Raw genomic sequence first — 23,972 nt, 5'->3', positions numbered from 1 at the left:
GTCTTCCCTTCGGGTGTATGCCGGACGGGTGGGCGGGACGGGGCTCAGTCGGTCGTGCGCGACGCTGTCGGGCTCGTGGCAGCCGGGCCCGGCTCGGTGGAACGCGGCGTTGCGGGGCCCGGCTCGGTGGAGCCCGGCTCGGCGGGTCGGTCCTTCGCAGGGCTCCGCGGTGCGGTGTCACCCCGTGGTGGGAGGACGCGGTACGCCTCGGAGGAGAAGTAGGTGGTGATCCGGGGTGCCTGCCGCCCCGCCTGGACCAGGCTCAGATAGGAGATGAGGCCGACGCCGGCGGTAAGGCGGCGGGGGGTGAGCGCGGCCAGGGCATGGTCGAGTGGCGCGGTGGGTACGCCGTACTGGCGCAGGAGCCGTACGGCACGGTCGCGTGCCGCCCGGTCGTCGCGGACGTAGGCCCGGACTGGGACGTGGATGCCGTGGCCGGTCGGGTGGTGAGTGTCCGCGCCGGTGAACGAGTAGCAGGAGACGAGCGGGAGCCGGTCGAAGGTGGCGTCCCCGCCGACGAGGCGGCACAGGTCCGCGACCCGTTCCGGGCTCGCCCCGGGCACCGGACGGGCTGCGTCGGCCGCTTCGGCGGCCGTGGCGCCGGGGTGTACGACGTAGACCTTCACCCGCGGCTCGGTCCACGGGCCCACGTCCAGGGCGAAGAACATGAAGGCGCACCGCTCCGGCGAGCGGGCGGCCACGTAGCGCCGTACGGGTTCGAAGGCGCGGGCGTGGCCGAGCCTCGTCATGGCCTCGGCGACGGTCTCCATGGCGCGCTCGACGCCCCGGGCGCCCGGATTCAGGTACAGCTTGACTCCCGTGGGGCCGGTCGGCCGCAGTTCGAGGGCGCACCACAGGGTCAGCGGGCCGTGGGGCTCCGGCGGGAGGAAGAGGTCGCTCAGGCGGGTCAGCTCTCCCAGCCCGATCCCCCATTGGGCCGCCAGGCGCCCCACCGCGGCCCATGCCGTGCGGGCGTTGTTCCGCAGCGACCGGGCGGCGAAGCCCGGGTCGACCAGCACACGCAGGACCGGAGCGGTACCGGCGGGGAAGGACAGGGAGAACTCCACCGGTGTGTGGTCGTCCGAGACGAAGCAGGGGGAAGGCGGTGGGCCGTCCAAGGGCAGCGCGGCGGCCGGGCCCAGCAGTTCGGACAGGACCCGCTGGTGAGTGGTCCGCTGCCTGGCGTCGATTCCGGCCACCTCGCACAGCCGTCCCAGCTGTGCGGCGGTGAAGTGCCCCAGTCGGTCCGGGGCGCGGCGGCTCTCGGCCTCCCCGACCGGGTCGGATGCCGGGAACGGGGGCGGGGTCGCCGCGCCTCCGCCGGGCCCGTGGGCGCAGTGCCGTGTGTAGGCGTTCATGTGTGCTCGTGCTCCTGGATCGGTTGTGGTCGCAGCGCCCGACCGCGGCTCGGACCGGGCCGTCCGACGCGGTGGCTGACGCACCGTTCTCGCGATGGCTGACGCACCGTTTGTAGCCCTTGCGCGTTGTTCACGATCGGCGGGCTGGCGCTGAACAAACGCATGGTGAACAATCCCGAACGGCTCAGGGGGAGGTGCGTTTCAGGTGCCAAGGGGAGAGCGCCCGCTGGAAGCGGAGAGCGGCCCACTGCGGGATTTCGCCGCGCGCTTGCGGAAACTGCGGGAGCAGGCCGGTGGTCCCACCTATCGGGACCTCGCTCAGCGGGCGCACTATTCGATCGCGGCGCTCTCCGCGGCCGCGGGGGGACGTCAACTTCCCTCTCTGGCAGTCACCCTCGCCTATGTCCGCGCCTGCGGCGGTGACGTGCGGGAATGGGAGCTGATCTGGCGCAGAACGGCCGCCGAGTGCGCCGCCGAACGCGCCACCCCCACCTCGGTGCCCGGGCGGGCCGAGGGACCGACGGACGCATCGCCCTATGTCGGTCTGGCCTCTTTCCAAGAGTCGGACGCCGACGCTTTCTTCGGCCGGGAGAATCTGACCGCCAGACTCGTCGAACATCTGCGCAGAAAGAGATTTCTCGTTCTGTTCGGGGCCTCGGGATCAGGGAAATCCTCGGTGCTGCGCGCCGGGGTGCTGCCCAAATTCTCCGGCGAACCGGCCCTGGTATTCACCCCGGGTGCCCGTCCGCTGGAGGAATGCGCGATCCACCTGGCTGCCCGTGCCCGTCTCACACCAGGAGCCGTCGCGGGCGAACTCGCCTCGGAGCCGCGCACGCTCCACCGTGTCGTACGCCAGATCCTGGCCGGCTCACCGGATGCGGCCGACGAACTCATCGTCGTCGTGGACCAGTTCGAGGAGGTCTTCACCCTCTGTTCTGACGCGCGGGAGCGTGATGCCTTCGTCTCCGCGCTCCTGCACGCCGCGCACGCTCCCGACAGCCGCTGCCGCGTCGCACTGGCCGTGCGGTCCGACTTCTACACGCACTGCACCCGACTGCCGGCCCTCGTCGACGCCTTGGCGGAGGCCCATGTCCCCGTCGGCCCGATGACGCTGGACGAACTGCGGGCGGCGATCGTCCAGCCGGCCTCCCGGGTCCGGCTGACCGTCGAGGGCGCCCTGCTCGCGGCGCTCACCGCCGACGCCCACGGCCGGCCCGGAGCGCTTCCCCTGCTCTCGCACGCCCTTCTGGAGACCTGGCACCGTCGGCGCGGCAACACCCTCACCCTCGCGGGATTCCAGGCGGCAGGCGGCTTCGAGGGCGCCCTCGCGCAGACCGCCGAGGCCTTCCACGCGTCCCTGAACGACGCCCAGCAGACCGTCGCACGCCTGTTGTTCGTCCGCCTCATCGCCCTGGGCGAGGGCACCGAGGACACCAAACGCCGTGTACCGCGCCACGAACTCGACGACGGCCACGACACCGCGCTGGTCCTCGAACAAGCCACCCGGGCACGTCTGCTGACCGTCGACCGGGACCACGTCGAGATCGCCCACGAGGCCCTGATCCGCTGCTGGCCCCGTCTCGGTGACTGGCTGGGCGAGAACCGCGAACGACTGCGCCTGCACCGCGCGCTCACCGAGGCCACCGCCGTCTGGGAATCCCTGGACCGCGATCCCGACACCCTTTACCGGGGGCTGCGTCTGGCCGCCGCCAAGGACCTGCCGAAGGAGACACTCAGCGCCCGGGAACGCGCCTTCCTGGACACGAGCGAGGCGGCGGAACAGGCGCAGACCCGGCGTGCCCGCCACCGTATCCGCCGGCTGCGCCGCCTCGTCGCGGCCCTCGTCGTCCTGCTCCTGTGCGCGGCGACCGCCGTCGGCCATGCGCTGCGCTCCCAGCAGACCGTCACCGCACAGCGCAACCACCTCCTCGCGCTCCAGGCCGTCGAGACCTCGGCGGCCCTGCGGACCCGCGACCGCTCGCTCGCCGTCCAACTAGCCCTTGCCGCATACCGGTTGGAGTCGAACCGGACCACCCGCAACGGCCTGCTGAGCGTCGCCCCGCACACCCTGGCCCGCCATGTCCACGGCCTGGCCGTCACCCCTGACGGCCGCAGGCTCGCCACCGCGCACGACGACGGAAGCCTCCGGATGTGGGACATGACCGACCCCCGCGACCCACGCCTCCTGGGCACGACCCACGACCACCCCGACAGCGCCCACACCCTGGCCTTCGGCCCTGGCGGCGAAACGCTGGCCGGTATCGGTGAGGACCGCGCGATCCGGCTCTGGGACGTGACCGACCCGAGCCGCCCACACCTGCGGTCGACCACCCCGAGCCTGCACGGGGACTTCGTCTTCTCCCTGGCCATGAGCCCGGACGGCCGCACCCTCGCCACCGGCAGCTACGACGACACGATCCGCCTGTGGCACGTCCGCGACCCCGCCCGCCCCCGCTTCCTGCGGGAACTGACCGGCCACTCGCTCAACGTCAAACCGGTCGCCTTCAGCCCCGACGGCTCCGTCCTGGCCTCCGGCTCCGACGATCGCACCGTCCGCCTGTGGGACGTCACCGACCCCCTCCGCGCCTCCACGACCGCCGTTCTGCGCGACCATGACGACTTCGTCGTCGGACTCGCCTTCAGCCGGGACGGCCGCACCCTCGTCTCCGGCAGCGACGACCGCACGGCACGCCTGTGGGACGTCACCGATCCGCGCCACCACCGAAGGCTCGGCCGGCTCCACGCCCATACCGGCATGATCGGCTACGTGGAGTTCACCCCGGACGGCCAGGAGGTGATCACCGCCGGACAGGACGGCACCGTACGCCTGTGGAAGGCGACCGACCGCTCGCGTCCGACCGAACGAGCGCTGCTGACCGGCCTCTCCGGCGGCCTCGCGGTCGTCGTGCCCCTGGCGGCGTCCGACACCGTCGCCACCCTCAGCAACGACCACACGATCGAGATCTGGAACACCGACGTCGCCTGGGTGCTCGCCCACGCCTGCTCCCACGCCCGCACGCCGCTCACCCCCGCCCGGTGGACCCGCCACTTCCCCGGCCTCGACCACCGCCCGCCCTGCCCCGGTCACGACTGAACCGGCCCCCGTGCGGACGGGCCGTCACTCGGCGGGGTCGCGGGGCTGGACGAGGAGCGGCTGGGTTCCGGTGCCGAGCGTCCCGGACAGGTCGCACAGGTCCGTCACCGTGGTCCCGATGCCGTCTCCGGACAGTGAGGTGCGGGCGTCCAGCAGGATCCACTCGCTCGCGGGATGCCGGTGCAGGCTCAGCTGCAGGGCCGTGGGCACGAACAGGAAGCGGTCCAGGGCGAGTTCGTTGGAGATGCCGTTCGCCGAGTCGGCCACCACCGCCAGGCGCTGCAACGGCGTGGCGGCCTCGCCCTCGACCACCGGGACCCGGACCCGGGTCCAGACCGCGGCTGGCCCCGGTTCTCCGCCGCCGCCGTGGACGAACCGCCATTCGATCGCTTCGGGATAGTGCCAGGCGCCCGGGAAGCCGGGGAAGGGCGGATGGGGCGTGGCGCCCGGGAGGGCGGGCAGCGGCGACGGGAGGTGTTCGACCCGCCTGTCCGCCTGGGCGGTGGTGGCCGTCGTCCAGCATCTGGCCTCGGCCACCACCCTGCCACGGATCGTCAGCGTGGCCGCGTCGAGGCGGACCCGGCGGCCGGGGCGGAGCGTGCGGACCTCGACGTGACCGGTCTCGCGCGGGATCGCACCGAGGAAGTCGATCTGGGCCGCCGTGATCCGCCCGGGACCGCCCACCGCCCGCTCGATCTCGCCGAGCAGGAGCGCGGCCGGCGGACCACCGTGTTGCAGCGACTGGTCCCAGGGGCTCTCGGTGGCCCGGGTCGGCTCGAACGCGGCGGGTCCGGCCCGGTGGTAGAACGGCTCGTTCGTCACTCCGGCGACGATACAGAGCGGCTTCGCCCGCTCCGAGCGCGGGGCTGCCGGGCACCGGCGCGGTCGCGACGTCAGAGGAAGGCGGCGAGCCCGGCCAGGAGGCGGTCCATGTCGTCGGTGGTGTTGTAGGGGGCCGGGCCCGCGCGCAGGGCGGGGGCTTCGAGCTTGAGCGCGGTGAAGGGCTCGTGGGCGTAGAACGACCCGGCCGGTGCCACCGCGTCGCGCACGGCCAGGTGCGCCTGCGCCTCGCGGGCGTCGCGGCATTCGAGGGTCATCAGGAGGGTCGCGGTGCGGTCGGGCGCCTTCGAGTGCACGGTGACGGCGTCGCCCAGGGACTCCAGCTCTCCTGCAGCCGTGCGCGCAGCGTCAGTTCGTGCTGGTGAAGGGAGTCCAGGGAGTGGGCGAGGCGCTCCCGGCGCGAGGTCCCCGAGCCGGGGTCCAGGGCGGCGAGGAAGTCGACGGCGGCGGTGGCGCCCGCCAGGATCTCGTACGTCAGGGTGCCGAAGGCCGCGGCCGTGTCCGTGACACGGCGGCCCGGCGCCTCCAGGGCGTACACCTTGACCAGGTGACCGCCGGCCTCCCGCGTGCCCAGCGGACGCACGGTGCGTCCGCTGGGCACGGGACAGGTCGAGCAGCGCCGCCGGGTCCACCGCTGCCGGGAGTTCGTGCTCGCTCATGTGCCCATCATGCGGTGCCGACGGCCCAACCCGCCCGCAGGGGCCGGGAGATGAGGTCTCCCTGCCTCGCGCGGCCCGGCCATTCCGGCTGTGCCTGCTATTCCGGCTGGGTCACCGTCAGTGCCCAGCGGATCTCTTCGGACGAGGCGTCGACCCCGACGGTGAAGGAGCCGTTGCGGACCACACCGGCGTCCATGGTCACCGAGCCGACTCCGGCGGTTCCCGCCGGGCAGTCGACCGAGAACGCGGCGACTTCCGTCTCCTGCGATCGCATCGTCACCCGCACGTCACCGCCGCCCTCGCAGGCCACCGTGAGGACGGTCGGCAGCTTCTCCCAGGCGCCGCCCGACGCCACCCCGCCGTCGCCGGTCTGTTCCGGCACCCACACCAGGCCCTCCGGACCTGGGTGGGGCAACAGAGGATCTCCCGCCGCGGCGGCGGACCCCACGCCGGAACCCGCCAGCGCACCGACCGTCAGCGCTGTCACGGCCAGAGCCCTTGTCGTTCGGTTCACGCGCACTCCCTCAATCGTCTGTCCTGGACGCCACAGTCTGCTCATGTGATCGTCGCCCGACCTGAGTACGCGTACTCAGAAACGATCAGGTTGGCCGGAACCCGTCGTATCCGAAGGCCGCGGTGGTCGACGCCGCAGAAGACCACCACCGTCACAGCGGACCGATTGCCGCCCCGGGTTCGCACGTGCTGGAGGATTTCGTCGATCACTTGCAGGTGGTCGGGCCTCCGAGCGCAGCGCCCGGGGCGCACGCCGGCCGGGAGGCCACGTGCGTCTGTCCCGGTAGGGCGGCGTATCGGGGTCCTGGCGGCGTGAACCGGTGGTCCGGGGTTCAGGACCCCGTGCTGTAGCGGCTGAGCATGAGTGCGACGGCTTCGTCCACGATCGCGGCGTCGGCGGGGTTGGGCGGGACGAAGTCGGTCCGTACGAGTTGGGGCCACAGGAACTGGCTGCAGATCATGCCGAGGAACTGTTCGGCCACCTCGGATGCCGACTGTGGCTTTCCGTCGGCCGAACGGAAGTCGAGTGTGCCGGCCTGTGCTTCGGCGTCCAGGTAGTCGCGGAGCCGGTCGAAGAAGGGTCCTCGGTCGATGGCGAAGCCGGTGCCGACGATGTCGGCGAGTTCCGGCATCTGGGGAAGTTCGGTGATGATGAGGCGGCACAGCGCCGCCGTGCCGGGCCGCGCGACCAGGCAGGCGTAGTCGCGGCCGATGTGGTCCAGGCCGTAGCGGGGGTCACCGGGCGGGGGCGGCGCGGCGTACTCCACGTCCAGCTGCCATTGTTCGGAGGTGACGGCCGCGAACAGCGCGGCCTTGGAGGGGTACCGCTTGAAGAGGGTGCCGGTGGAGACGCGGGCCTCCTTGGCGATCTGGGCCAAGGAGGTCTTGTCGTATCCCCGGGCGAGGAAGAGGTCGCGGGCGGCGCGGATGATGCGGGCGCGGTTCTCCGCCTTGATCTGCGCGTGATACCCGGCCTGGCACGTATCGCCACCGGTTTCCGCTCGGTCCGCCACCGACATACCCACGCCCCTCGCCCGTCTCCCGGCCGCGTCCTCGCTGTCAGAGGACGGTCTGGCCTCCGTCCAGGATAAGGTCCTGGCCCACGGCGAAGGCGGAGGCGTCCGAGGCCAGGTACACGACGGCTTCCGCGACCTCCTCGGGCATACCCATGCGACCCAGCGGGATGCCGGCGCTGATCCCCTCCAGGACCGCCGCCCGCTGCGCGGCGTCCTCGATCCCGAGCTTGGAGTACAGCGGGGTGTCCACCGGGCCGGGGCTGACCGCGTTGAACCGGATGCCGTGCGAGTTGAGCAGGTCCGCGTTCCACGACCGCATCAGGGAGCCCAGAGCCGCCTTCGTCGCGGCGTAGGCGTTCGCATGCCCATAGCCGCCGTGCGCGCTGTTGGACGCGTTGAGGATGACCGAGGACGGGTTGGCCAGCACGGGCACCAGGGCTTGGGTGAGGAAGAAGACGCTCTTGACGTTGATGTCGAAGAGCCGGTCGTAGCTGTCCTCCGTGTGGTCCTCGAACGGTCGCCAGTCCGAGACCCCGGCGTTCAGGAACGCCACGTCCAGCTCCCCGAAGTGCTCACCCACCTGCTTGGCCAGGCCGCGCTGCGCGTCGAGGTCGCGTGCATCGGCCTGCACCACCGGCACCTTGTCCCCGAGGATCTGCCGCGCGTTGTCGATGCTGGCCGGGGTCACGCCCGTGACCAGCACGTCGGCCCCCTCCGCGACAAAACGTCGCGCGGTCTCCAGACCGATCCCACTGGTGCCGCCGGTGATGAGGGCGCGCTTGCCCGCAAGACGATTCATGGTGATTGTTCCTTGCCGAGTCGTAAGGTAAGTCGATGGACTCACCACCGAAGGTAACTCTCGCCCGCCCCTATGGCAAGTCGATCCACTTACCATCGACACCACCCCATCCCCCGCACGGGTTCGAGGGCGCGCACAGTGTCACAGTGCTGTCCGGAGACGGTTCCCTCTCGGTGCGAGCGGGTGGAGGGAGCGCTCCCATGAGGCACGATCACCGGACATTCACACATTCGGGGGGTTCCTCATGACTTACGCAGCTCGTTCGCGCCGTATCACCGCCGTACTCGCCGCCTGCTCGCTCGGCATCGTGGCGCTGACCGCGTGCGAGGGGGGCGCCGACAAGGACACGGCTTCACCGAGTACGTCGGCGAGCGCGCCCGGCAAGGGGTCGGACAAGGGGGCGGGTTCGGACAAGGACGCGGACGCGACCTCGACCGCCTCCCCGGGGGACGCCGGCGGCGCGGGCGGCAGCGGCGGCGACAGTAGCGGCAGCACCCCGCCGTCGTCGGACTCCGGATCCGACAAGTCCGGGACCGGAGGGTCCGGAACCGGAGGGTCCGGAACCGACGACGACCAGGACGGCGGCGTGGGCATGTGCGAGACGACCGACCTGAGTTACGACGTCACCGTCGCGTCGAAGTCGGCCAACCACGCCCTGCTGACCGCGACCAACGCCGGCGGCGACCCCTGCCTGCTGGCGGCGAACGACCTGGTGATCACGATTCCGGAGCTCGACGGCGCCGCGGAGCACCGCGGCCCCACCGTCGACGACTGGCTCCTGAACCCCGGCGAGAGAGCCTACGCCGGGATCCTGTTCTCCGGAGTCGGCACCGAGGGCGGCAAGACCGCCCACCAGGTGGAGATCGCGCTCACCGCTTCCGAGAGCCCGGCGACGGTGACGATCGACAACGGCCCCGTCACGGTCAACGACGGCACCGTCACCAGCTTCCTCGGCACGGCCGAGGACGCGCTGTCCTACTGACCCCGCACGGGGTGCGAGCCGGGCGGCGCGGTCAGAGGTCCAGGTAGAAGCGGATGGTCGTGCCGGCCTCGGTCGTGTGGAGGCGCACGAGGTCGGCGACGTAGTGGACGAGCATCAGACCGCGTCCGCCCAACTGGTCGCGTGCCGGGGGCCTGCGGCCGGCCAGGGGATCGCTCAGGCTGCCCAGGTCGTGGACCTCGCAGACGACCTGCGGGCCTTCGGCCCAGACGCGCACGGTGCCCGATCCACCGCCGTGCACCACGCTGTTGGTGGTCAGCTCCGCCACCGCCAGTGTCAGATCCTGCAACCGGGCGCCGGTCAGACCCAACTGCCGGGCTTCCTGAGTCGCGAAGGAGCGGGCCGACGGGAGCGCGTCCGCGTCGAACGAGAGGGAAGCAGCTCCGGGCGGACAGGTGAGCGGCTGGTTGTAGCGGGCGACCGCGCGCCCGGGATCGTAGGCGTCGCTGGTCAGTTCGACCCCGTCCTCGATGACGACGGGGTGGGTGACGTGGGCGTCGGCGAGCGCCTCCGGGGCGAGGGCGTCCGCGTCGTACGGGCACAGGATCGTCACGTCCCGGCCCTGGAAGGCCGGGTTGATGAGGGCCTCGTGCTGGACGCACGCCGGGTACTCGGCGCCCGAGCGGTCGGCCCAGATGGGTTCGCCGATGATCCTCACCCGGCCGGCCGGGTGGGCGTCGGCGAACGCACGCAGCACCCCGGGAATGATCCGCCCCGGGTTGCGGCCCACCCTGGTCATGTCGAGGAACTCGACCTCGGCTGCGCTCGCTCCCATCGCGGCCCTGATCAGCTCCAGGTTGGGGCCCGGGACGGCGACCGCGACCGCCTCTCCGGCGGACAGTCCCGCCAGCAGGAACGGCACCGTGCCCGCCGTGTACTGCTCACTTCCCCGGTAGAACAGCGCAGGGTGCACGAAGGGGTCACGTTCACCGCTCGTGGTCGTACTCATCTCCCCGCCACCTCGATCTTCGACAGGCCGGGCCAGAACATGTCCAGGATCCGCTCCAGCTCCGGCGGTGGACGGTCCACGACGATCCGGCCCGTTCCCAGTCGTTGCGCCGTGACCGCCAGCGCCGCCGCACCGCCCACGTCGATGGACTGCAGGTCGGCCAGTTCCACGAAGGAGACGTTCGTATGGGCGTTCGCCAGGTCCTCCAGAGCGTGTTCCCAGAAAGATCGGTTGATCACGTTGATCTCTCCAACGGCTCGGATTCCCGTGCGGCCCGGCAGAGAGCGGATCTCCAGCGCGGCGCCCCTGTGCGACCGCGCCGACCCCGGCTCGTGCACGTCGTGGGAGGCGTTCACGTTCTCTCCCCCTGCCCCATGTGCCGCCGTACGGCACTCCCCGGCCCTCCGCTCACCGTACCCACGCGACGGCGGGCAACGGACACGTCATCGTATAACCCGCCGGTGAGACCAGGGCTCAGCCGGCGTCCGGCCGCCCGGCGCGCGCCGGGCGGAAGCACGCCGACACCGTCTTGCCGTGCCGCTGGCACCTCATGTCCAACGTGTCGGCGAGCATCCGTACGATTCCCACGCCGCGGCCGGAGGTCTCCCCCGCCTGGGGGCTGCGTTGGCGCGGCAGGGTCGGGTCCTCGTCGTGCACGCTCACGTGCAGGCAGTCACCGTCCCAGGTGAGGATCAGATGCGCGTCGCTGTGCGCGTGGATGTGCGCGTTGGTGAGCAGTTCGGACACGGCCAGGACGACGGCGTCCACCGTCTCGGGCTCGTCCGCGGTCCACGGAAAGGACTCCAACTGCCTGCGTGTCCACCGCCGCCCGGCGTGCACGCCCCCCGACACGGGAAACGAGTGCGCCCAGCCCTTCGCCTTGATGCCCGTCGCTTTCGTCCCTGTCGCCTCCGTGCCCGTCGCCTCCGTGCCCGTCGCTTTCTTGCCCGTCGCCTTCTTGCCCGTCTGCTCGGTGTCCGTGGCTCCGGTGTCCGTCCTCTTGCTCGTCACCGACTTCCCCGTTCTTCCGTCCGACGCCGACTCGTACACACCGTGTGCCCGTCAACCGCGTCCGCAGACGTTCCCTCGCCCGTTCGGCGGTCATGTCGCACGGCGCTGATCAGTCCGCCAGGACCTGCGCGACCCGGACGCCCACGAGACAGGTGTCGTCGTCCGTGTCGGATTTGCTGTAGGTGAGGAGGCGGTCCAGCTGCTGGTCGAGGGTGGGGGGCACGGTGCGGGCGGCGGTGAGCAGTTGGGCCAGGGATTCCTCCACGGAGCGGTCACGGCGTTCGATCAGACCGTCGGTGTACATCAGGAGAGTGTCGTCGACGGCCAGTTGGAGTTCGTGTTCCTCGTACGTCGCCTCGGGCAGGGCGCCGAGCAGCAGGCCCTTGATCAGCGGGAGCGGCGAAGCCTCGGCGGCGCGGACCAGGACGGGTGGCAGATGGCCCGCTCTGGCCCAGCGCAGGGTGTGGCGGTGGGGGTCGTAGAGCCCGCAGACGGCCGTGGCGGTGACGGATCCGGTCAGGTGGTGGGCCACCATGTTGAGCCAGGCCAGCAACTGGCCCGGTCCGGCGCCGGTCACGGCGAGACCGCGCAGGGCGTTGCGCAGGACGACCATGCTGGTGGCCGCCTCTATGCCGTGCCCGGCCACGTCTCCCACACACAGCAGCACCAGCCCGGAGGGCAGCACGACCGCGTCGTACCAGTCGCCGCCCACCAGGTGCTGGGTCTCGGCGGGCCGGTAGCGGACGGCCACGCGTAGTCCCGGGGCCTCCAGGGGGGCCTGGGCCGGGGGCATGATCGCGTGCTGGAGCTGAAGGGTGAGCCGGTCGCGTTCGCTCGCCTGCTGCTCGGAGTGGGCGAGCTGGTCGCGCGTGGCGGCGAGGGCGACCTCCGTCCAGTGGTGGGCGGAGATGTCCTGGTAGGCGCCCCGGACGACGAAGAGTCGGCCGTCGGAGTCGAGGACCGGCTCGGCCACCACGCGGATGTGCCGGGTGACCCCGTCGGGCCGCTGGAGCCGGAACGCCGCGGACGCGGAGCGACGGTGGTGCAGCAGGGTACGCAGGAACCGGCCGATGGCGACGGCGTCGTCGGGGTGGGCGTGGGCGGGCAGGTCCTCCAGCGGGACGGGGCCGCTGACGGAGGGCTTGCCGTAGAGGCTGTAGAGCTGGCCGTTCCAGGTGATCTCGCCCGTGACGAGGTTCTCCTCGAACCCGCCGATGCGGCCGAGGCGTTGGGCGTGCTGCAGCAGGCTCGCCAGCCGTGCGGTCTCGTCCTCTATGCGCCAGATGAGCAGGACGCTGCCGCCGTGCCGGGTGATGTTGATGTCGGCGACCGCCGCCAGCGGCACGTCCTCCACGAGGGAGGTGAGCCGCATGCGCCGGGCGCGGAACGGCTCGCCGGTGGCGTAGACGCGTTCGATCTGCTCGAACAGTTCGCTCTCGCCGGCGGCCATGGGATACGTCTCCAGGAGCAGGGCTCCGTTGACGACGCCCCGGGGCCGGCCGGCCGGGTCGAGGAAGCGGCTGTTGACGTGGTGGATGCGGAAGTCGACCAGTTCCCCGGTGGCGTCCAGGTGGGGGACGAGCACCAGCGCGGGGTCGTGGAGTCCGTCGGCGAGGTCCATCAGTTCGGCGACGGCCGGCAGGATCCCGGGGCGCGCGTCGCCGTCGCCGTGGGGCGGGGCGAAGGTCCCGAGCGTGTGCGCGCACAGCTCGGCCAGGGCTTCGACCTGGCGGACGATCTGCGGGGGCTGGGCCTCCAGCGGCGTGGGCCAGACGATCTCCAGCACTCCGTGGATACGGCCGCCGGTGCCCGCGGGTACGGCGACCCGGCCGCCGTCGGGATGGTGGTGCCGGCCGATGGAGGGCAGACCGGTCTGCGACAGGCAGCCGATCCACTGACCGGCTCGGTCGTCGAGTCCGCGGCGGGCGACGGTGACGACGCCCGGCGGGACGTACCGCCAGCGTGCCGCCTCGCCGACCGAGAAACCGGCGCTGCCGGCGAGGGTGAGGGAACCGTCGGCGCCCAGCGCCCAGATGGCCACGGCTTCGGCGCCGAGCGGGGTGAGGGCGTGTTCCAGGAGGGAGTCGGCGACGGCCTGGGCGTCGTGGGCGGCCAGGGCGGCGCTCTCCGCTGTCCGCAGCCGTACGGCGAAGGAGCCGCTGCCCGGCGGGTCGTCGGTGTCGTCCCGGCCGGCGGGGGTCGCGAGGAGGGCGGTCGTCATCTCGGAGAGCCGGTCGCGCGCGGCCTGGTTGATGACCTCGACGGCGAACTCCAGGGGTGTCAGGCCCGCTTGCTCGGTCAGTTCGGCTAGTTGCAGGGCCGCTTGGGCCGGCCCACACCCGAGTCGCTCGACGAGGATGCCCTTGGCCAGTTCGATCACGGCACGGCCGTCCGCCTCCGCCTGGGCCGCCTGCACCTCGCGGCGCAACCGCTCCACGGTCGCGGCGAGCCTGCCGACGGGCGAGGACTGCCCCTGCGTGTCCGCGGCGTTCACGTCGGCCGCGGGCACGTCGTCGCCCGACGGCCCGCCCGGCGCGGCGTCGGCATGCCGCGGCTCGGCCGGCTGGTGGGGGTTGCTCACGATTGACCTGTTCCTCGGCTCGGGCGTCCCGGGACGCCACGCGATGGGCTGGTGCGCGCGGCGGTGTGACGCCTCGTCATACGGTCAGCCAGCGTCGGACGCGGCCGATGAGGTCACCCGTGTCGACCGGCTTGGTGACGTAGTCGTTCGCGCCCGACGCCAGGCTCTTCTCCTGGTCGCCGGGCATGGCCTTCGCGGTGACAGCGATGATGGGCAGGTCGGCGTACTGGGGCATCGCACGGATCTCCGCGGTGGCGGTGTAGCCGTCCATCTCGGGCATCATCACGTCCATCAGGACCAGGGAGACGTCCGGGTGGGCGAGCAGCATCTCGATGCCCCGGCGGCCGTTGTCGGCGTGCAGGACGTGGAAGCCGTGGAGTTCCAGCATTCCGCTGAGTGCGAAGAGGTTGCGGGCGTCGTCGTCGACCACGAGGACCTTGCGGCCTTGGAAGGCGCCGTCGACGACCTGGGCGGCCGGGCGCTGGGTCTCCTCGGCGCGCACCAGGGACAGCACGTCCCCCGGCTCCTCGGCGGACAGGTGCAGGGTGATGCGTTCGCGCAGTTCGTCCAGGCTGGAGAGGAAGTCCAGCGGGCGGCCGTCCGCACGGACGCGCAGGGCCTGTTCGTGCGCCAGGTCCACCCGATGGCCGGTGTGCACGAGGACGGGCACGCTGGCGAGCGCCGAGTCGCCCTCCATGGCTTCCAGCAGACGCGCGCCCTCGTCGTCGGGTACGGCCATTTCGAGGACGACGCAGTGGCAGGGCTCGGAGGCCAGTGTGGTCGCGGCTTCCTGTGCTCCGACCGCCGTGATGATGTCGATCGCGCCGAGGTGGTCGCCGTCGGACGCGAGGTCCGCGACCGCGCGTTCGGCGACGAGGGTCAGCAGTCCTCGCGGGCGGTCCTCGACGACCAGCAGGCGGCGCCGGCGCTGCTCGGGCACCGTGGGGGAAGCGGTGTCCGGCCGGGACGCCGAGGGGAGTTCACGGCCGGTGGGGTGCGGGTGCTCCGTCGGTCGGCCGTCGCCGTCGAGCAGTTCCTCGAAGTCGTCGCGCGCCACGGGCAGGTAGAGGGTGAAGGTGCTGCCCTGACCGGGTGTGCTGTCGACCGTGACGGCGCCGCCGAGCAGATGGGCGATCTCCCGGGTGATCGACAGGCCGAGGCCCGTGCCGCCGTACTTGCGGCTGGTGGTGCCGTCCGCCTGCTGGAACGCCCCGAAGATCGTCTCCAACTGCTGCTGGGGAATGCCGATGCCGGTGTCCTTGACCCGGAACGCCACGACGGGACCGCCACGCAGGACGCCCACGGGGACCTCGCGGTCCACGGCGGGCTCGATGCGCAGGGTGACGCCGCCCTCCTCGGTGAACTTCACCGCGTTCGACAGCAGGTTGCGCAGGATCTGCCGCAGCCGGGAGTCGTCGGTGAGCAGGTCGGCGGGCGTCCCCGGTGCGGTGGCCACCGTGAAGTCCAGGCTCTTCTGCGACGTCATCGGGCGGAACGTGGCCTCGACGTACTCGAGGAGCTTGCGCAGCGGTACTCGCTCGGGGGCGACGTCCATCTTGCCCGCCTCGACCTTCGACAGGTCGAGGATGTCGTTGATCAGCTGCAGCAGGTCCGAGCCCGCCGAGTGGATGATGCCCGCGTACTCGACCTGCTTGGGCGTGAGGTTGCGCGAGGGGTTCTGGGCCAGCAACTGGGCCAGGATCAGCAGGCTGTTGAGCGGCGTGCGCAGTTCGTGGCTCATGTTCGCCAGGAACTCCGACTTGTACTTGGACGCCAGAGCCAGCTGCTGTGCGCGCGTCTCCAGCTCCTGCCGAGCCTGTTCGATCTCCAGGTTCTTGGCCTCGATGTCGCTGTTCTGCGAGGCCAGCAGGGAGGCCTTCTCCTCCAGTTCGGCGTTGGAGCGCTGCAGTTCCTCCTGCTGGACCTGCAACTCCTCGGACCGTGCCTGGAGTTCGGCGGTGAGCCGCTGGGACTCCCCGAGCAGTTCGTCGGTGCGGGCGTTGGCCACGATGGTGTTGAGGTTGACGCCGATGGTCGGCATCAGCTGGGCGAGGAAGTCCTGGTGGATCTGGGTGAAGGGGGTGACGGAGCCCAGTTCGATGACGCCGAGGACCTGGTCCTCGACCACGATGGGCAGCACGACCAGGGCGCTGGGCACGGCCTGTCCGAGCCCGGAGGAGATCGTCACATAGCCCGGCGGGACTTCCTCGACGCTGATGGGACGGCGGTTGCGCGCGGCCTGCCCGACCAGCGAGCGGCCCACGGGGATGCGCTCCGGCCGGTCGGTGTCGTCGGGGTAGCCGTAGGAGCCCACCAGCCGCAGTTCCGGGCCGCGTTCGGTGTCCTCGGCGAGGTAGAAGGCGCCGTACTGGGCCGAGGCCAGCGGTGCGAGCTCGTCCATGATGAGCTCGGCGACGACGGGCAGGTCGCGGTGGCCCTGCATCAGGCCGGAGATCCGGGCGAGGTTGGTCTTCAGCCAGTCCTGCTCCTGGTTGGCCCGGGTGGTCTCGCGCAGGGACTCCACCATGGAGTTGATGTTGTCCTTGAGGTCGGCGACCTCGCCGGACGCCTCGACGGTGATGGAGCGGGTCAGGTCGCCCTCGGCGACGGCGCTGGTGACCTCGGCGATGGCGCGGACCTGCCGGGTGAGGTTCCCGGCCAGTTCGTTGACGTTCTCGGTGAGCCGCTTCCAGGTGCCCTCGACGCCCTCCACCTCGGCCTGCCCACCGAGCCGCCCCTCACTGCCGACCTCGCGGGCGACGCGGGTGACCTCGGCGGCGAACGACGACAGCTGGTCGACCATCGTGTTGATGGTGGTCTTCAGCTCCAGGATCTCGCCGCGGGCGTCGACGTCGATCTTCTTCGACAGGTCGCCGCCCGCCACCGCCGTCGTCACCAGGGCGATGTTGCGGACCTGACCGGTGAGGTTGTTCGCCATCGAGTTGACGTTGTCGGTCAGGTCCTTCCAGGTGCCCGCGACGTTGGGGACGTGCGCCTGGCCCCCGAGGCGTCCCTCGGTGCCGACCTCGCGGGCGACACGGGTGACCTCGTCGGCGAACGCGGACAGGGTGTCGACCATGGTGTTGATGACGTCGGCGAGGGCGGCGACCTCGCCCTTGGCCTCGACGGTGATCTTCTGGGACAGGTCGCCGCGCGCGACGGCCGTGGCGACCTGCGCGATCGAGCGGACCTGGCCGGTCAGGTTGGACGCCATGACGTTGACGTTGTCGGTCAGGTCCTTCCAGGTGCCCGAGGCGCCCCGGACGATCGCCTGTCCGCCCAGATTGCCCTCGGTGCCCACCTCGCGGGCGACGCGCGTGACCTCGTCGGCGAAACCGGACAACTGATCCACCATCGTGTTGATGGTGTTCTTCAACTCCAGGATCTCACCCCGCGCGTCCACGGTGATCTTCTGCGACAGGTCGCCCTGCGCCACCGCCGTGGCCACCTGCGCCACGTTGCGGACCTGGGCGGTGAGGTTGCCCGCCATGAAGTTCACGGAGTCCGTGAGGTCGCGCCAGGTGCCCTTGACGCCCTGGACGTCGGCCTGTCCGCCGAGCCGTCCCTCGGTGCCCACCTCGCGGGCGACGCGCGTGACCTCGTCGGCGAAACCGGACAACTGATCCACCATCGTGTTGATGGTGTTCTTCAACTCCAGGATCTCACCCCGCGCGTCCACGGTGATCTTCTGCGACAGGTCGCCCTGCGCCACCGCCGTGGTGACCTGGGCGATGTTGCGGACCTGGGAGGTGAGGTTGCCGGCCATGAAGTTGACCGAATCGGTCAGGTCGCGCCAGACGCCGCCGACGCCGGGCACCTGCGCCTGTCCGCCGAGCCGCCCCTCGCTGCCGACCTCGCGCGCGACGCGCGTGACCTCGTCCGCGAACGCGGAGAGCTGGTCGACCATCGTGTTGACGGTCTCCTTCAGCTGCAGGATCTCGCCGCGCGCCGGGACGTCGATCTTCTGCGACAGGTCACCCCTGGCGACGGCCGTCGCCACCTGGGCGATGTCGCGCACCTGGGTGGTCAGATTGCCCGCCATGGCGTTGACCGAGTCGGTGAGGTCGGCCCAGGTGCCCGAGACGCCCGGCACCTCGGCCTGACCGCCGAGCGTTCCCTCGGTGCCCACCTCGCGGGCCACCCGGGTGACTTCCGAGGTGAACACGGACAGTTGGTCCACCATGCCGTTGAAGACGGTGGCGATGTCGCCGAGCAGCCCTTCGCCGTCGGACGGCAGCCGGGTACCGAAATCGCCGTCCCGTACGGCGGTCAGTCCGGCCAGGAGCTGCCGTAGCTCCTGCTCTCCCGGGGCCCGTTCGACCGTCTCGGTCGTCTTGCCGCTCATGCGCACCCTCGTTCCGCTCCCCTAGAGCCCTCGCGCCGAGGACTCGGAACCCGCGCCGGACCGTGAAAGGCCCGCTCACCGGCCGAGTTTCCGCAGTTCACGAATCGGCCGGATGAGAAAATCCGGTGAAGGTTAACGCAGTTGTCGTCCGACAACCAAAGCCGGTCGCGAAGTTCCCGACCGCCCCGAAAAGATACCGCCCCGAGCGGAATACACGGCCGGACCCGGGGCACTCGGAACGGTTCCACGCCGCCGCCCGCAGTGCCCCGAAAGCACCTCGACGGAGCGCTTTCGGCCGCTTTCCGACCCGCTGTCCGCTCCTTCCCGGAGAGTCACGGCGTTACCTGCTCAGACCCGTCGTCGACGTCGAGCCGTGCAGGTCCGCGAGGAGGGGCGCCCCCGTGCCGTCCAGGGCGGCAGGGCGCTGCGCCACCGAGCGAGGGCCGCCGCTTCGTCGCCGAGCGCCCTGTCGACGCGCCTGTACCCGCGGTCGGTCGAGGCCGCGCCCGTAGGAGTCCCCGCGTGCGGCGGCTTCCCGAGGGTGCGGGTCGTAGGCGGCGCCGGTCCCCGGCTCTCGGGGGTACGACCCGGGGGGCCGCAGGTCGCCACGCATCGGGCAAGGCGCTGCTCGTACCGGCGCAGGGCCTGCTCGACGGAGTCGGCCGGTATATGGGGGCCCTTCCCCCATGCGCCACTCAGGGCCCGCCGGAGACCGTGGGGGCGGCCCGGGGCACCGGCGGTGCGCCGGGCCGGTCGACGGACGCGATCGAGAGGAAGTCCATGGGAAGAGAAGCGTTACTCCGGGTCCTGGTGGTCGCGGCGACGGCCGCCTCCGCGGTGACATTGACCGGAGGGCCCGCGAGCGCGGCCACGGGTGTGTTCAAGAGCGGGACCAACGTGGTCGTCAACGCGGCGGCGGGGCGCGCCAACAACATCACGGTCGGCCTGTCCGGGAGCAACGTCGTCATCCAGGACACCTCCGACACCCTGACCGCCGGTGTCGGATGCACCCTCCAGGTCAACGGATCGGTGGCCTGTCCGGTGAGCCTCAACACCGACACGGTCGTGGTCAACGCCGGTGACGGCAACGACATCATCACCAAGACCGGCAACGTCCGCGGTGACCTGAAGGGCGAGTCCGGCAACGACGTCATCAACGGCGGCCCCAGCCCGGGCAGCAACATCCTCAATGGCGGCACGGGGAACGACACCCTGAACGGCGGCGTCACCTTCGACCTCCTCATCGGCGGCACGGGCGCGGACCGGCTCAGCGGCGGAGGCGGCGCCAGCGACATCGCCAGCTATCTGGAGAGCGGCTCCGGGGTGGTCGTCGACATCGACAACGCCGCCGACGACGGCATCGGCGGCGAGGGCGACAACGTCCTCACGGACGTCGAGATCGTCTACGGCAGCCCGTTCGGCGACACGCTCACCGGTGGCACGGCGGGCGACATCCTGTCCGGCTTCGGAGGCAACGACCTCCTGGTGGGCGGCACGGGCAACGACACCCTCGTCGGTGGCGCCGGCGGCGACAGCCACAGCGGAGGGGCGGGGAACGACACCCTCGACGCCGTGGACGGCGTGTTCGGCAACGACTCCCTCAACGGGGGCACCAACACCGACACCTGCACGGCCGACACGAGCGACACCAAGAGCGCCTGCGAGGCGTGAGGTGACGCGGCGGGGCCGGACCGCGCAGAGCCGCGGCCCGGCCCCGCGACCGTTCCGGCCGGCGGTGGACGCGATGACGCCGACACCTCTGTCCTCCGCGTGCGGTGAGCGCGACAGGGTGGCCGGCGCCCCGCCGGTGTCACCACGGAAGCCCGCGTGCAGAATTCGGCCAGGACGCGCAACGGCCGACGGCCGAAAATCGTCCCTTTCTCGCGAGCCGACGGGGCTCACGGAGATCGTGAACAAGCAGGAGGGGGCGAACCATGAACGTGACGCCGAGGAGGACCCGCCGCAGACCCGGTACCGTCCGAGCGCTCGTGCTGGGCGTCTGCGCCGCCGGAGCGCTGGGTCTCAGCGGCTGCTCGGGGGACGGCGGCGGAGAGGCCGCCGACGGGGACACGAAGGCCAGCGCGACGGCCACGAGCGGCACCCACGACGGGGAAGGCAAGGAGAGCGCGGGTACGACCGGGACCCCCGCCCCGAAGGCGTCCGCGACCCCGGACGACGACACCGAGAAGTCCGGAGCCGACTCGGACGCCTCCTCCAAGGCGACGGGCTCCACGGACTCGGACGCCGGCACCGGCACCGGCTCCGGCAGCGATGACGCCGGTGCCGACTGCGACCACAAGATGCCCATCTCCCCCGACGAGATCGCGGTCTACCGCCACACCCCCGAAGGCGGATCCCTGAGCCTGATCGTCAAGCACGGCAACTGGGGGTGCGGCACCCCCGACTCGGACGGCGCCCCGTTCGAGACCGTCGGCAAGGAGACGTACATCCCGATGGACCAGGCCGCGGCCATCACCGTGACCACACCCATCGTGGAAAGCACGACGAATCAGCCCATCGGCGTCCAGGAGTTCCTGGACTGGCTGGAGGCCCACCCCAACTCCGGCCTCGTCTTCACCTACCACCTCGGCGACAACGGGGCGATCGACCGGCTCGACGAGGTCTTCACCCCCTGACCGAGAAGTCCTGACGTGCTCGAACCAGGACAGAGAGGGATAATTTACCCATTGCGGCGACACATGCGCGCCGTCCCCATTGCCCACGAGCAGACAGGTCGGACCATGTCGAAGAAACCACGTTCGTCCGAGCCGCCGCACGGCAAGGGCCCGAGCCGTCACCGGGGCACCGAGCACCACGGCTGGTCGCCCGATGTGGACGAGACCCGTCAGCAGGACAACCCGAGCGCTTCACGCTCCTTCCATACGGCCGAGCACGCCGAGCCGGCGGGCCGGGGACGGAAGAAGTCCGCGGAGGAGACGAAATCCGTCCCGGGTGACACGGTGAAGAGTCACGGGGCGCGCGGCGAGGAGTACGGCGACGTCGACGAGAAGGGCCGCCGCGACACCGGGCGCAAGGGCCGCTCCCAGCGCCCCAGCGGCACCAAGGACGCCGCTGCCAAGACCGGCGTGGACCCGCAGGACCCGCAGAGCCCCGGAACGTAGCCCCGGGACGAGTGGAAGCCGCGGAGAACCGCGGGCCGACAGGACCCGCGGAACCGCGTCGGCCCCCGTCGGCCCGGGTCGGAGCTGACGCGGCCGGTTTCGGACCGCGTCAGCAGATTCTCGGCAGTTGCTCACCCATCGGCAGATCGACCACCCGCGTGCCGCCGAGCCCGGTCCTGGCCACGACCATGCCGGGATGGTCCTCGACCGCCTCGCCGATGATCACGGAGTCGGCGCCCAGGGGGTGGGCGCGCATCGCCTCCAGCACGGCGTCGGCATGCTGGCGCGGGACGAAGGCCACGAGCTTGCCCTCGTTGGCGATGTACATGGGGTCCAGACCGAGAATGGCGCAGGCATTGGCCACGGCCGACGGCACCGGGACGGCGCGTTCCCGGACGACGACGCCGGTGCCCGAGGCCGCCGCGATCTCGTTGAGTGCCGCCGCCAGGCCCCCACGGGTGGGATCGCGCAGGACGTGCAGATCCGGGGTGACGGCGAGCATGGCGTCGACCAGACCGCCGAGGGCGGCGCAGTCGCTCTTGATCTCGACGCCGAACTCCAGCCCTTCCCGCACGCTCATGATCGCCACCCCGTGGACGCCGATCGCGCCGCTGACGATCACGACGTCGCCGGGGACGACCCGCTGGGGCCGCAGATCGACGCCGGCCGGGACCAGACCGATGCCGGCCGTGTTCACGAACACCCCGTCGCCGTGGCCGGCCTCCACCACCTTGGTGTCGCCGGTGGCCACCTCCACCCCGGCCGTGCGCGCGGCCGCGCCCAGCGCCTGGGCGACCCGGGTGACCGTGTCCAGCTCGACGCCCTCCTCCAGGATGAATCCGCAGGAGAGGTAGGCGGCGCGGGCGCCGCGCATGGCGAGGTCGTTGACGGTGCCGTTCACCGCGAGGTCGCCGATGCTGCCGCCGGGGAAGAACAGCGGCCGCACCACGTAGGAGTCGGTGGAGAACGCCAGCCGGGCCCCGCCCAGCGCGAGAACGGCCGCGTCACCCATCTGGGCGAGCACATCGCCGCCGTAGGCCGGTGCGAAGATCTGCTGGACGAGTTCGGCGGACAGGGCTCCCCCGCCGCCGTGGCCCATGACGACACGGGGCCTGTCCCGTACGGGGGCCGGGCACGTCCACGCCTCGATGTCCAGGGTGGTGGGGGCGGGGAGATCGGTGGTGTCAGACAACGGGGCTCGCCTCCCGGGCCTTGGCGGCGGGCAGGTCCAGCCGCCGGTAGAGGTAGTACGCGGCGCAGGCTCCCTCGCTGGAGACCATCGTGGCTCCCAGGGGCGTACGCGGTGTGCACAGAGTGCCGAAGGCCTCGCACTCGTGCGGCTTGAGCAGCCCCTGCAGGACCTCTCCGCTGCGGCACTCGGCGGGCTCGACCGTCCGGATCCCACCGACCGCGAAGCGGTGCTCGGCGTCGTGGTCGCGGTACTTCGACGACAGCCGCCAACCGCTGTCGGGGATCACCCCGATCCCGCGCCAGGCCCGGTCGGTGACCTCGAAGACGTCCTCCAGCATCGCCCGGGCGGCCGGGTTGCCCTCCGGGCGGACGGCTCGGGCGTAGGCGTTGTCGACGGTGTGCTCGCCGCGCTCCAGCTGGCGGACGGCCCGGCGTACGCCTTCGAGGATGTCCAGCGGCTCGAAGCCCGTCACGACGATGGGGACGCGGAAGCGCTCCGCGAGTTCCGGGTACTCCCCCACGCCCATCACGCTGCAGACGTGCCCGGCCGCGAGGAAGCCCTGCACCCGGCAGCTCGGCGAGGACATGATCGCCTCGATGGCGGGCGGTACACGGACGTGGGAGACCAGCATGCTGAAGTTCCCGATACCCAGCTTCCGGGCCTGGTGGACCGTCATGGCGTTGGGCGGCGCGGTGGTCTCGAAGCCGATGCCGAAGAAGACCACCTCGCGGTCCGGGTTCCGCTGGGCGATCCGCAGCGCGTCGAGCGGCGAGTACACGACCCGTACGTCGCCGCCCTCCCCCCGGACCTGGAACAGGTCCCGGCCGGTGCCCGGCACCCGGAGCATGTCGCCGAAGGAACAGAAGATCACCTCCGGTCGTGAGGCGATCTCCAGCGCCTTGTCGATGACCTCCAGCGGGGTCACGCACACGGGACAGCCGGGCCCGTGGATCAACTCGACCTCGTCGGGCAGGAGTTGATCGATACCGTGCCGGATGATGCTGTGCGTCTGCCCTCCGCACACCTCCATCAGGGCCCACGGCCTGGTCACCGTGGCACGGATGTCGTCGAGGAGCCGTCGTGCCAGCTCGGGGTCCTGGAACTCGTCGATGTACTTCACCGGTTGCGCACCTCTTCCGCCAACACCTCTGCCACCGGCGTCTCGTCCGCCGGCGCCTCCGTCACCGGTTCCACGCCCGCCTCAGCCGCCGCCATCTCCCAGGCGTCGCCGAACTCCTCCTGCAACATGCCGAGTTCGGCGAAGAGTTCGAGGGTCTGCCGGGCCGACTCCTCGTCGAGCCGTTGCAGGGCGAACCCGACGTGGACGATGGCGTACTCGCCGACGCGCAGGTCGGGCAGATACTCCAGGCACACCTCCTTGACGACTCCGCCGAAGTCGACGGTGGCCATCCGGGTGCCGTCCCGTTCCTCGATGTCCAGCACTCTGCCGGGTACCGCCAGGCACATGAGCCTCTCCTCGCTGTGGGTCGCGC

General features: G+C 71.4%; 20 protein-coding genes. 5 read left to right on the top strand and 15 right to left on the bottom strand.

Annotation, left to right across the window (positions count from 1 at the left end; genetic code table 11):
• Positions 1-44: 44 nt before the first annotated feature.
• Positions 45-1,358 carry a tryptophan dimethylallyltransferase family protein gene (locus tag K1J60_RS43835; protein WP_220651096.1) on the bottom strand — a complete coding sequence of 438 codons (1,314 nt, stop codon included), beginning with the start codon at positions 1,356-1,358 and terminating at the stop codon, positions 45-47.
• 205 nt (positions 1,359-1,563) lie between these two features.
• Between K1J60_RS43835 and K1J60_RS43830 the strand changes: the two genes are divergently transcribed.
• Positions 1,564-4,452 carry an nSTAND1 domain-containing NTPase gene (locus K1J60_RS43830; protein ID WP_220651095.1) on the top strand — a complete coding sequence of 963 codons (2,889 nt, stop codon included), beginning with the start codon at positions 1,564-1,566 and terminating at the stop codon, positions 4,450-4,452.
• A 24-nt stretch (positions 4,453-4,476) separates the two neighbouring features.
• Here K1J60_RS43830 and K1J60_RS43825 read toward each other — a convergent pair whose 3' ends face one another.
• The 6 genes from K1J60_RS43825 to K1J60_RS43805 all read right to left on the bottom strand — a co-directional run bounded on the left by K1J60_RS43825 (position 4,477) and on the right by K1J60_RS43805 (position 8,279).
• The gene (locus tag K1J60_RS43825; RefSeq protein WP_220651094.1) at positions 4,477-5,274 is read right to left on the bottom strand and encodes a thioesterase family protein; all 798 of its coding nucleotides are present in this window, start codon (positions 5,272-5,274) and stop codon (positions 4,477-4,479) included.
• Positions 5,275-5,345: 71 nt separating this feature from the next.
• Complete coding sequence (locus tag K1J60_RS46550) at positions 5,346-5,549, bottom strand: hypothetical protein (protein ID WP_259408196.1); 204 nt, start codon at positions 5,547-5,549, stop codon at positions 5,346-5,348.
• Positions 5,549-5,893, bottom strand: coding sequence for a hypothetical protein (locus K1J60_RS46545; RefSeq protein WP_259408195.1), 345 nt, complete (start codon positions 5,891-5,893; stop codon positions 5,549-5,551). Before K1J60_RS46545 ends, K1J60_RS46550 begins: the two co-directional genes overlap by 1 nt.
• Before the next feature lie 155 nt (positions 5,894-6,048).
• Positions 6,049-6,465, bottom strand: coding sequence for a hypothetical protein (locus K1J60_RS43815; RefSeq protein WP_259408194.1), 417 nt, complete (start codon positions 6,463-6,465; stop codon positions 6,049-6,051).
• Positions 6,466-6,796: 331 nt separating this feature from the next.
• Positions 6,797-7,483 carry a TetR/AcrR family transcriptional regulator gene (locus tag K1J60_RS43810; protein WP_220651093.1) on the bottom strand — a complete coding sequence of 229 codons (687 nt, stop codon included), beginning with the start codon at positions 7,481-7,483 and terminating at the stop codon, positions 6,797-6,799.
• A 40-nt stretch (positions 7,484-7,523) separates the two neighbouring features.
• The gene (locus K1J60_RS43805) at positions 7,524-8,279 is read right to left on the bottom strand and encodes an SDR family oxidoreductase (protein ID WP_220651092.1); all 756 of its coding nucleotides are present in this window, start codon (positions 8,277-8,279) and stop codon (positions 7,524-7,526) included.
• 244 nt (positions 8,280-8,523) lie between these two features.
• Between K1J60_RS43805 and K1J60_RS43800 the strand changes: the two genes are divergently transcribed.
• Entirely contained in the window at positions 8,524-9,261 is a 738-nt protein-coding gene (locus K1J60_RS43800; protein WP_220651091.1) for a DUF4232 domain-containing protein, read from the top strand.
• A gap of 31 nt (positions 9,262-9,292) precedes the next feature.
• Here K1J60_RS43800 and K1J60_RS43795 read toward each other — a convergent pair whose 3' ends face one another.
• From K1J60_RS43795 to K1J60_RS43775, 5 genes are all read right to left on the bottom strand, one after another.
• Positions 9,293-10,228 (bottom strand): sensor histidine kinase, encoded by a 936-nt coding sequence (locus K1J60_RS43795; protein ID WP_220651090.1) that lies wholly within the window; start codon positions 10,226-10,228, stop codon positions 9,293-9,295.
• Positions 10,225-10,584 (bottom strand): hypothetical protein, encoded by a 360-nt coding sequence (locus tag K1J60_RS43790; protein WP_259408193.1) that lies wholly within the window; start codon positions 10,582-10,584, stop codon positions 10,225-10,227. The genes K1J60_RS43795 and K1J60_RS43790 overlap by 4 nt, the downstream gene beginning before the upstream one ends.
• A 118-nt stretch (positions 10,585-10,702) precedes the next feature.
• The gene (locus K1J60_RS43785; protein ID WP_220651985.1) at positions 10,703-11,113 is read right to left on the bottom strand and encodes an ATP-binding protein; all 411 of its coding nucleotides are present in this window, start codon (positions 11,111-11,113) and stop codon (positions 10,703-10,705) included.
• Positions 11,114-11,348: 235 nt separating this feature from the next.
• Positions 11,349-13,820 (bottom strand): SpoIIE family protein phosphatase, encoded by a 2,472-nt coding sequence (locus K1J60_RS43780; RefSeq protein WP_220651089.1) that lies wholly within the window; start codon positions 13,818-13,820, stop codon positions 11,349-11,351.
• Between the two features lie 76 nt (positions 13,821-13,896).
• Positions 13,897-18,165 carry a HAMP domain-containing protein gene (locus K1J60_RS43775; protein WP_220651088.1) on the bottom strand — a complete coding sequence of 1,423 codons (4,269 nt, stop codon included), beginning with the start codon at positions 18,163-18,165 and terminating at the stop codon, positions 13,897-13,899.
• A 780-nt stretch (positions 18,166-18,945) separates the two neighbouring features.
• Here K1J60_RS43775 and K1J60_RS46800 point away from each other — a divergent pair.
• The 3 genes from K1J60_RS46800 to K1J60_RS43760 all read left to right on the top strand — a co-directional run bounded on the left by K1J60_RS46800 (position 18,946) and on the right by K1J60_RS43760 (position 21,287).
• Complete coding sequence (locus K1J60_RS46800) at positions 18,946-19,836, top strand: calcium-binding protein (protein WP_220651087.1); 891 nt, start codon at positions 18,946-18,948, stop codon at positions 19,834-19,836.
• A gap of 263 nt (positions 19,837-20,099) precedes the next feature.
• On the top strand, positions 20,100-20,801 hold the full coding sequence (locus K1J60_RS43765) for a mucin-associated surface protein (protein ID WP_220651086.1): 702 nt from the start codon (positions 20,100-20,102) through the stop codon (positions 20,799-20,801).
• Positions 20,802-20,906: 105 nt separating this feature from the next.
• Positions 20,907-21,287, top strand: a complete 381-nt coding sequence (locus tag K1J60_RS43760; RefSeq protein ID WP_220651085.1) for a hypothetical protein — start codon at positions 20,907-20,909, stop codon at positions 21,285-21,287.
• 109 nt (positions 21,288-21,396) lie between these two features.
• On the opposite strand, the gene hypE is transcribed toward K1J60_RS43760, so the two are convergent.
• The 3 genes from hypE to K1J60_RS43745 are packed head-to-tail and all read right to left on the bottom strand — an operon-like array spanning position 21,397 to position 23,946.
• Positions 21,397-22,479 carry a hydrogenase expression/formation protein HypE gene (gene hypE / locus K1J60_RS43755; protein ID WP_317619743.1) on the bottom strand — a complete coding sequence of 361 codons (1,083 nt, stop codon included), beginning with the start codon at positions 22,477-22,479 and terminating at the stop codon, positions 21,397-21,399.
• A complete protein-coding gene (gene hypD / locus K1J60_RS43750; RefSeq protein WP_220651084.1) occupies positions 22,472-23,599 on the bottom strand; it encodes a hydrogenase formation protein HypD in 1,128 nt (375 codons plus the stop codon). Before hypD ends, hypE begins: the two co-directional genes overlap by 8 nt.
• On the bottom strand, positions 23,596-23,946 hold the full coding sequence (locus K1J60_RS43745; protein WP_259408192.1) for a HypC/HybG/HupF family hydrogenase formation chaperone: 351 nt from the start codon (positions 23,944-23,946) through the stop codon (positions 23,596-23,598). Before K1J60_RS43745 ends, hypD begins: the two co-directional genes overlap by 4 nt.
• Positions 23,947-23,972: the final 26 nt, after the last annotated feature.

Origin of the sequence: Streptomyces akebiae, from assembly GCF_019599145.1 — a bacterium.
Lineage (GTDB): Bacteria > Actinomycetota > Actinomycetes > Streptomycetales > Streptomycetaceae > Streptomyces > Streptomyces akebiae.
This window is presented reverse-complemented; position numbering and strand designations above follow the sequence as displayed.

Excerpts from the sequence above, each read along its gene's own strand:
- K1J60_RS43775 (WP_220651088.1), bottom strand. The coding sequence starts at position 18,165 with ATGAGCGGCAAGACGACCGAGACGGTCGAACGGGCCCCGGGAGAGCAG.
- K1J60_RS43805 (WP_220651092.1), bottom strand. The coding sequence starts at position 8,279 with ATGAATCGTCTTGCGGGCAAGCGCGCCCTCATCACCGGCGGCACCAGT.
- K1J60_RS43800 (WP_220651091.1), top strand. The coding sequence starts at position 8,524 with ATGACTTACGCAGCTCGTTCGCGCCGTATCACCGCCGTACTCGCCGCC.
- K1J60_RS43835 (WP_220651096.1), bottom strand. The coding sequence starts at position 1,358 with ATGAACGCCTACACACGGCACTGCGCCCACGGGCCCGGCGGAGGCGCG.
- K1J60_RS46550 (WP_259408196.1), bottom strand. The coding sequence starts at position 5,549 with ATGACCCTCGAATGCCGCGACGCCCGCGAGGCGCAGGCGCACCTGGCC.
- K1J60_RS43810 (WP_220651093.1), bottom strand. The coding sequence starts at position 7,483 with ATGTCGGTGGCGGACCGAGCGGAAACCGGTGGCGATACGTGCCAGGCC.
- K1J60_RS43795 (WP_220651090.1), bottom strand. The coding sequence starts at position 10,228 with ATGAGTACGACCACGAGCGGTGAACGTGACCCCTTCGTGCACCCTGCG.
- K1J60_RS43760 (WP_220651085.1), top strand. The coding sequence starts at position 20,907 with ATGTCGAAGAAACCACGTTCGTCCGAGCCGCCGCACGGCAAGGGCCCG.
- K1J60_RS43765 (WP_220651086.1), top strand. The coding sequence starts at position 20,100 with ATGAACGTGACGCCGAGGAGGACCCGCCGCAGACCCGGTACCGTCCGA.
- K1J60_RS43745 (WP_259408192.1), bottom strand. The coding sequence starts at position 23,946 with ATGTGCCTGGCGGTACCCGGCAGAGTGCTGGACATCGAGGAACGGGAC.
- K1J60_RS46800 (WP_220651087.1), top strand. The coding sequence starts at position 18,946 with ATGGGAAGAGAAGCGTTACTCCGGGTCCTGGTGGTCGCGGCGACGGCC.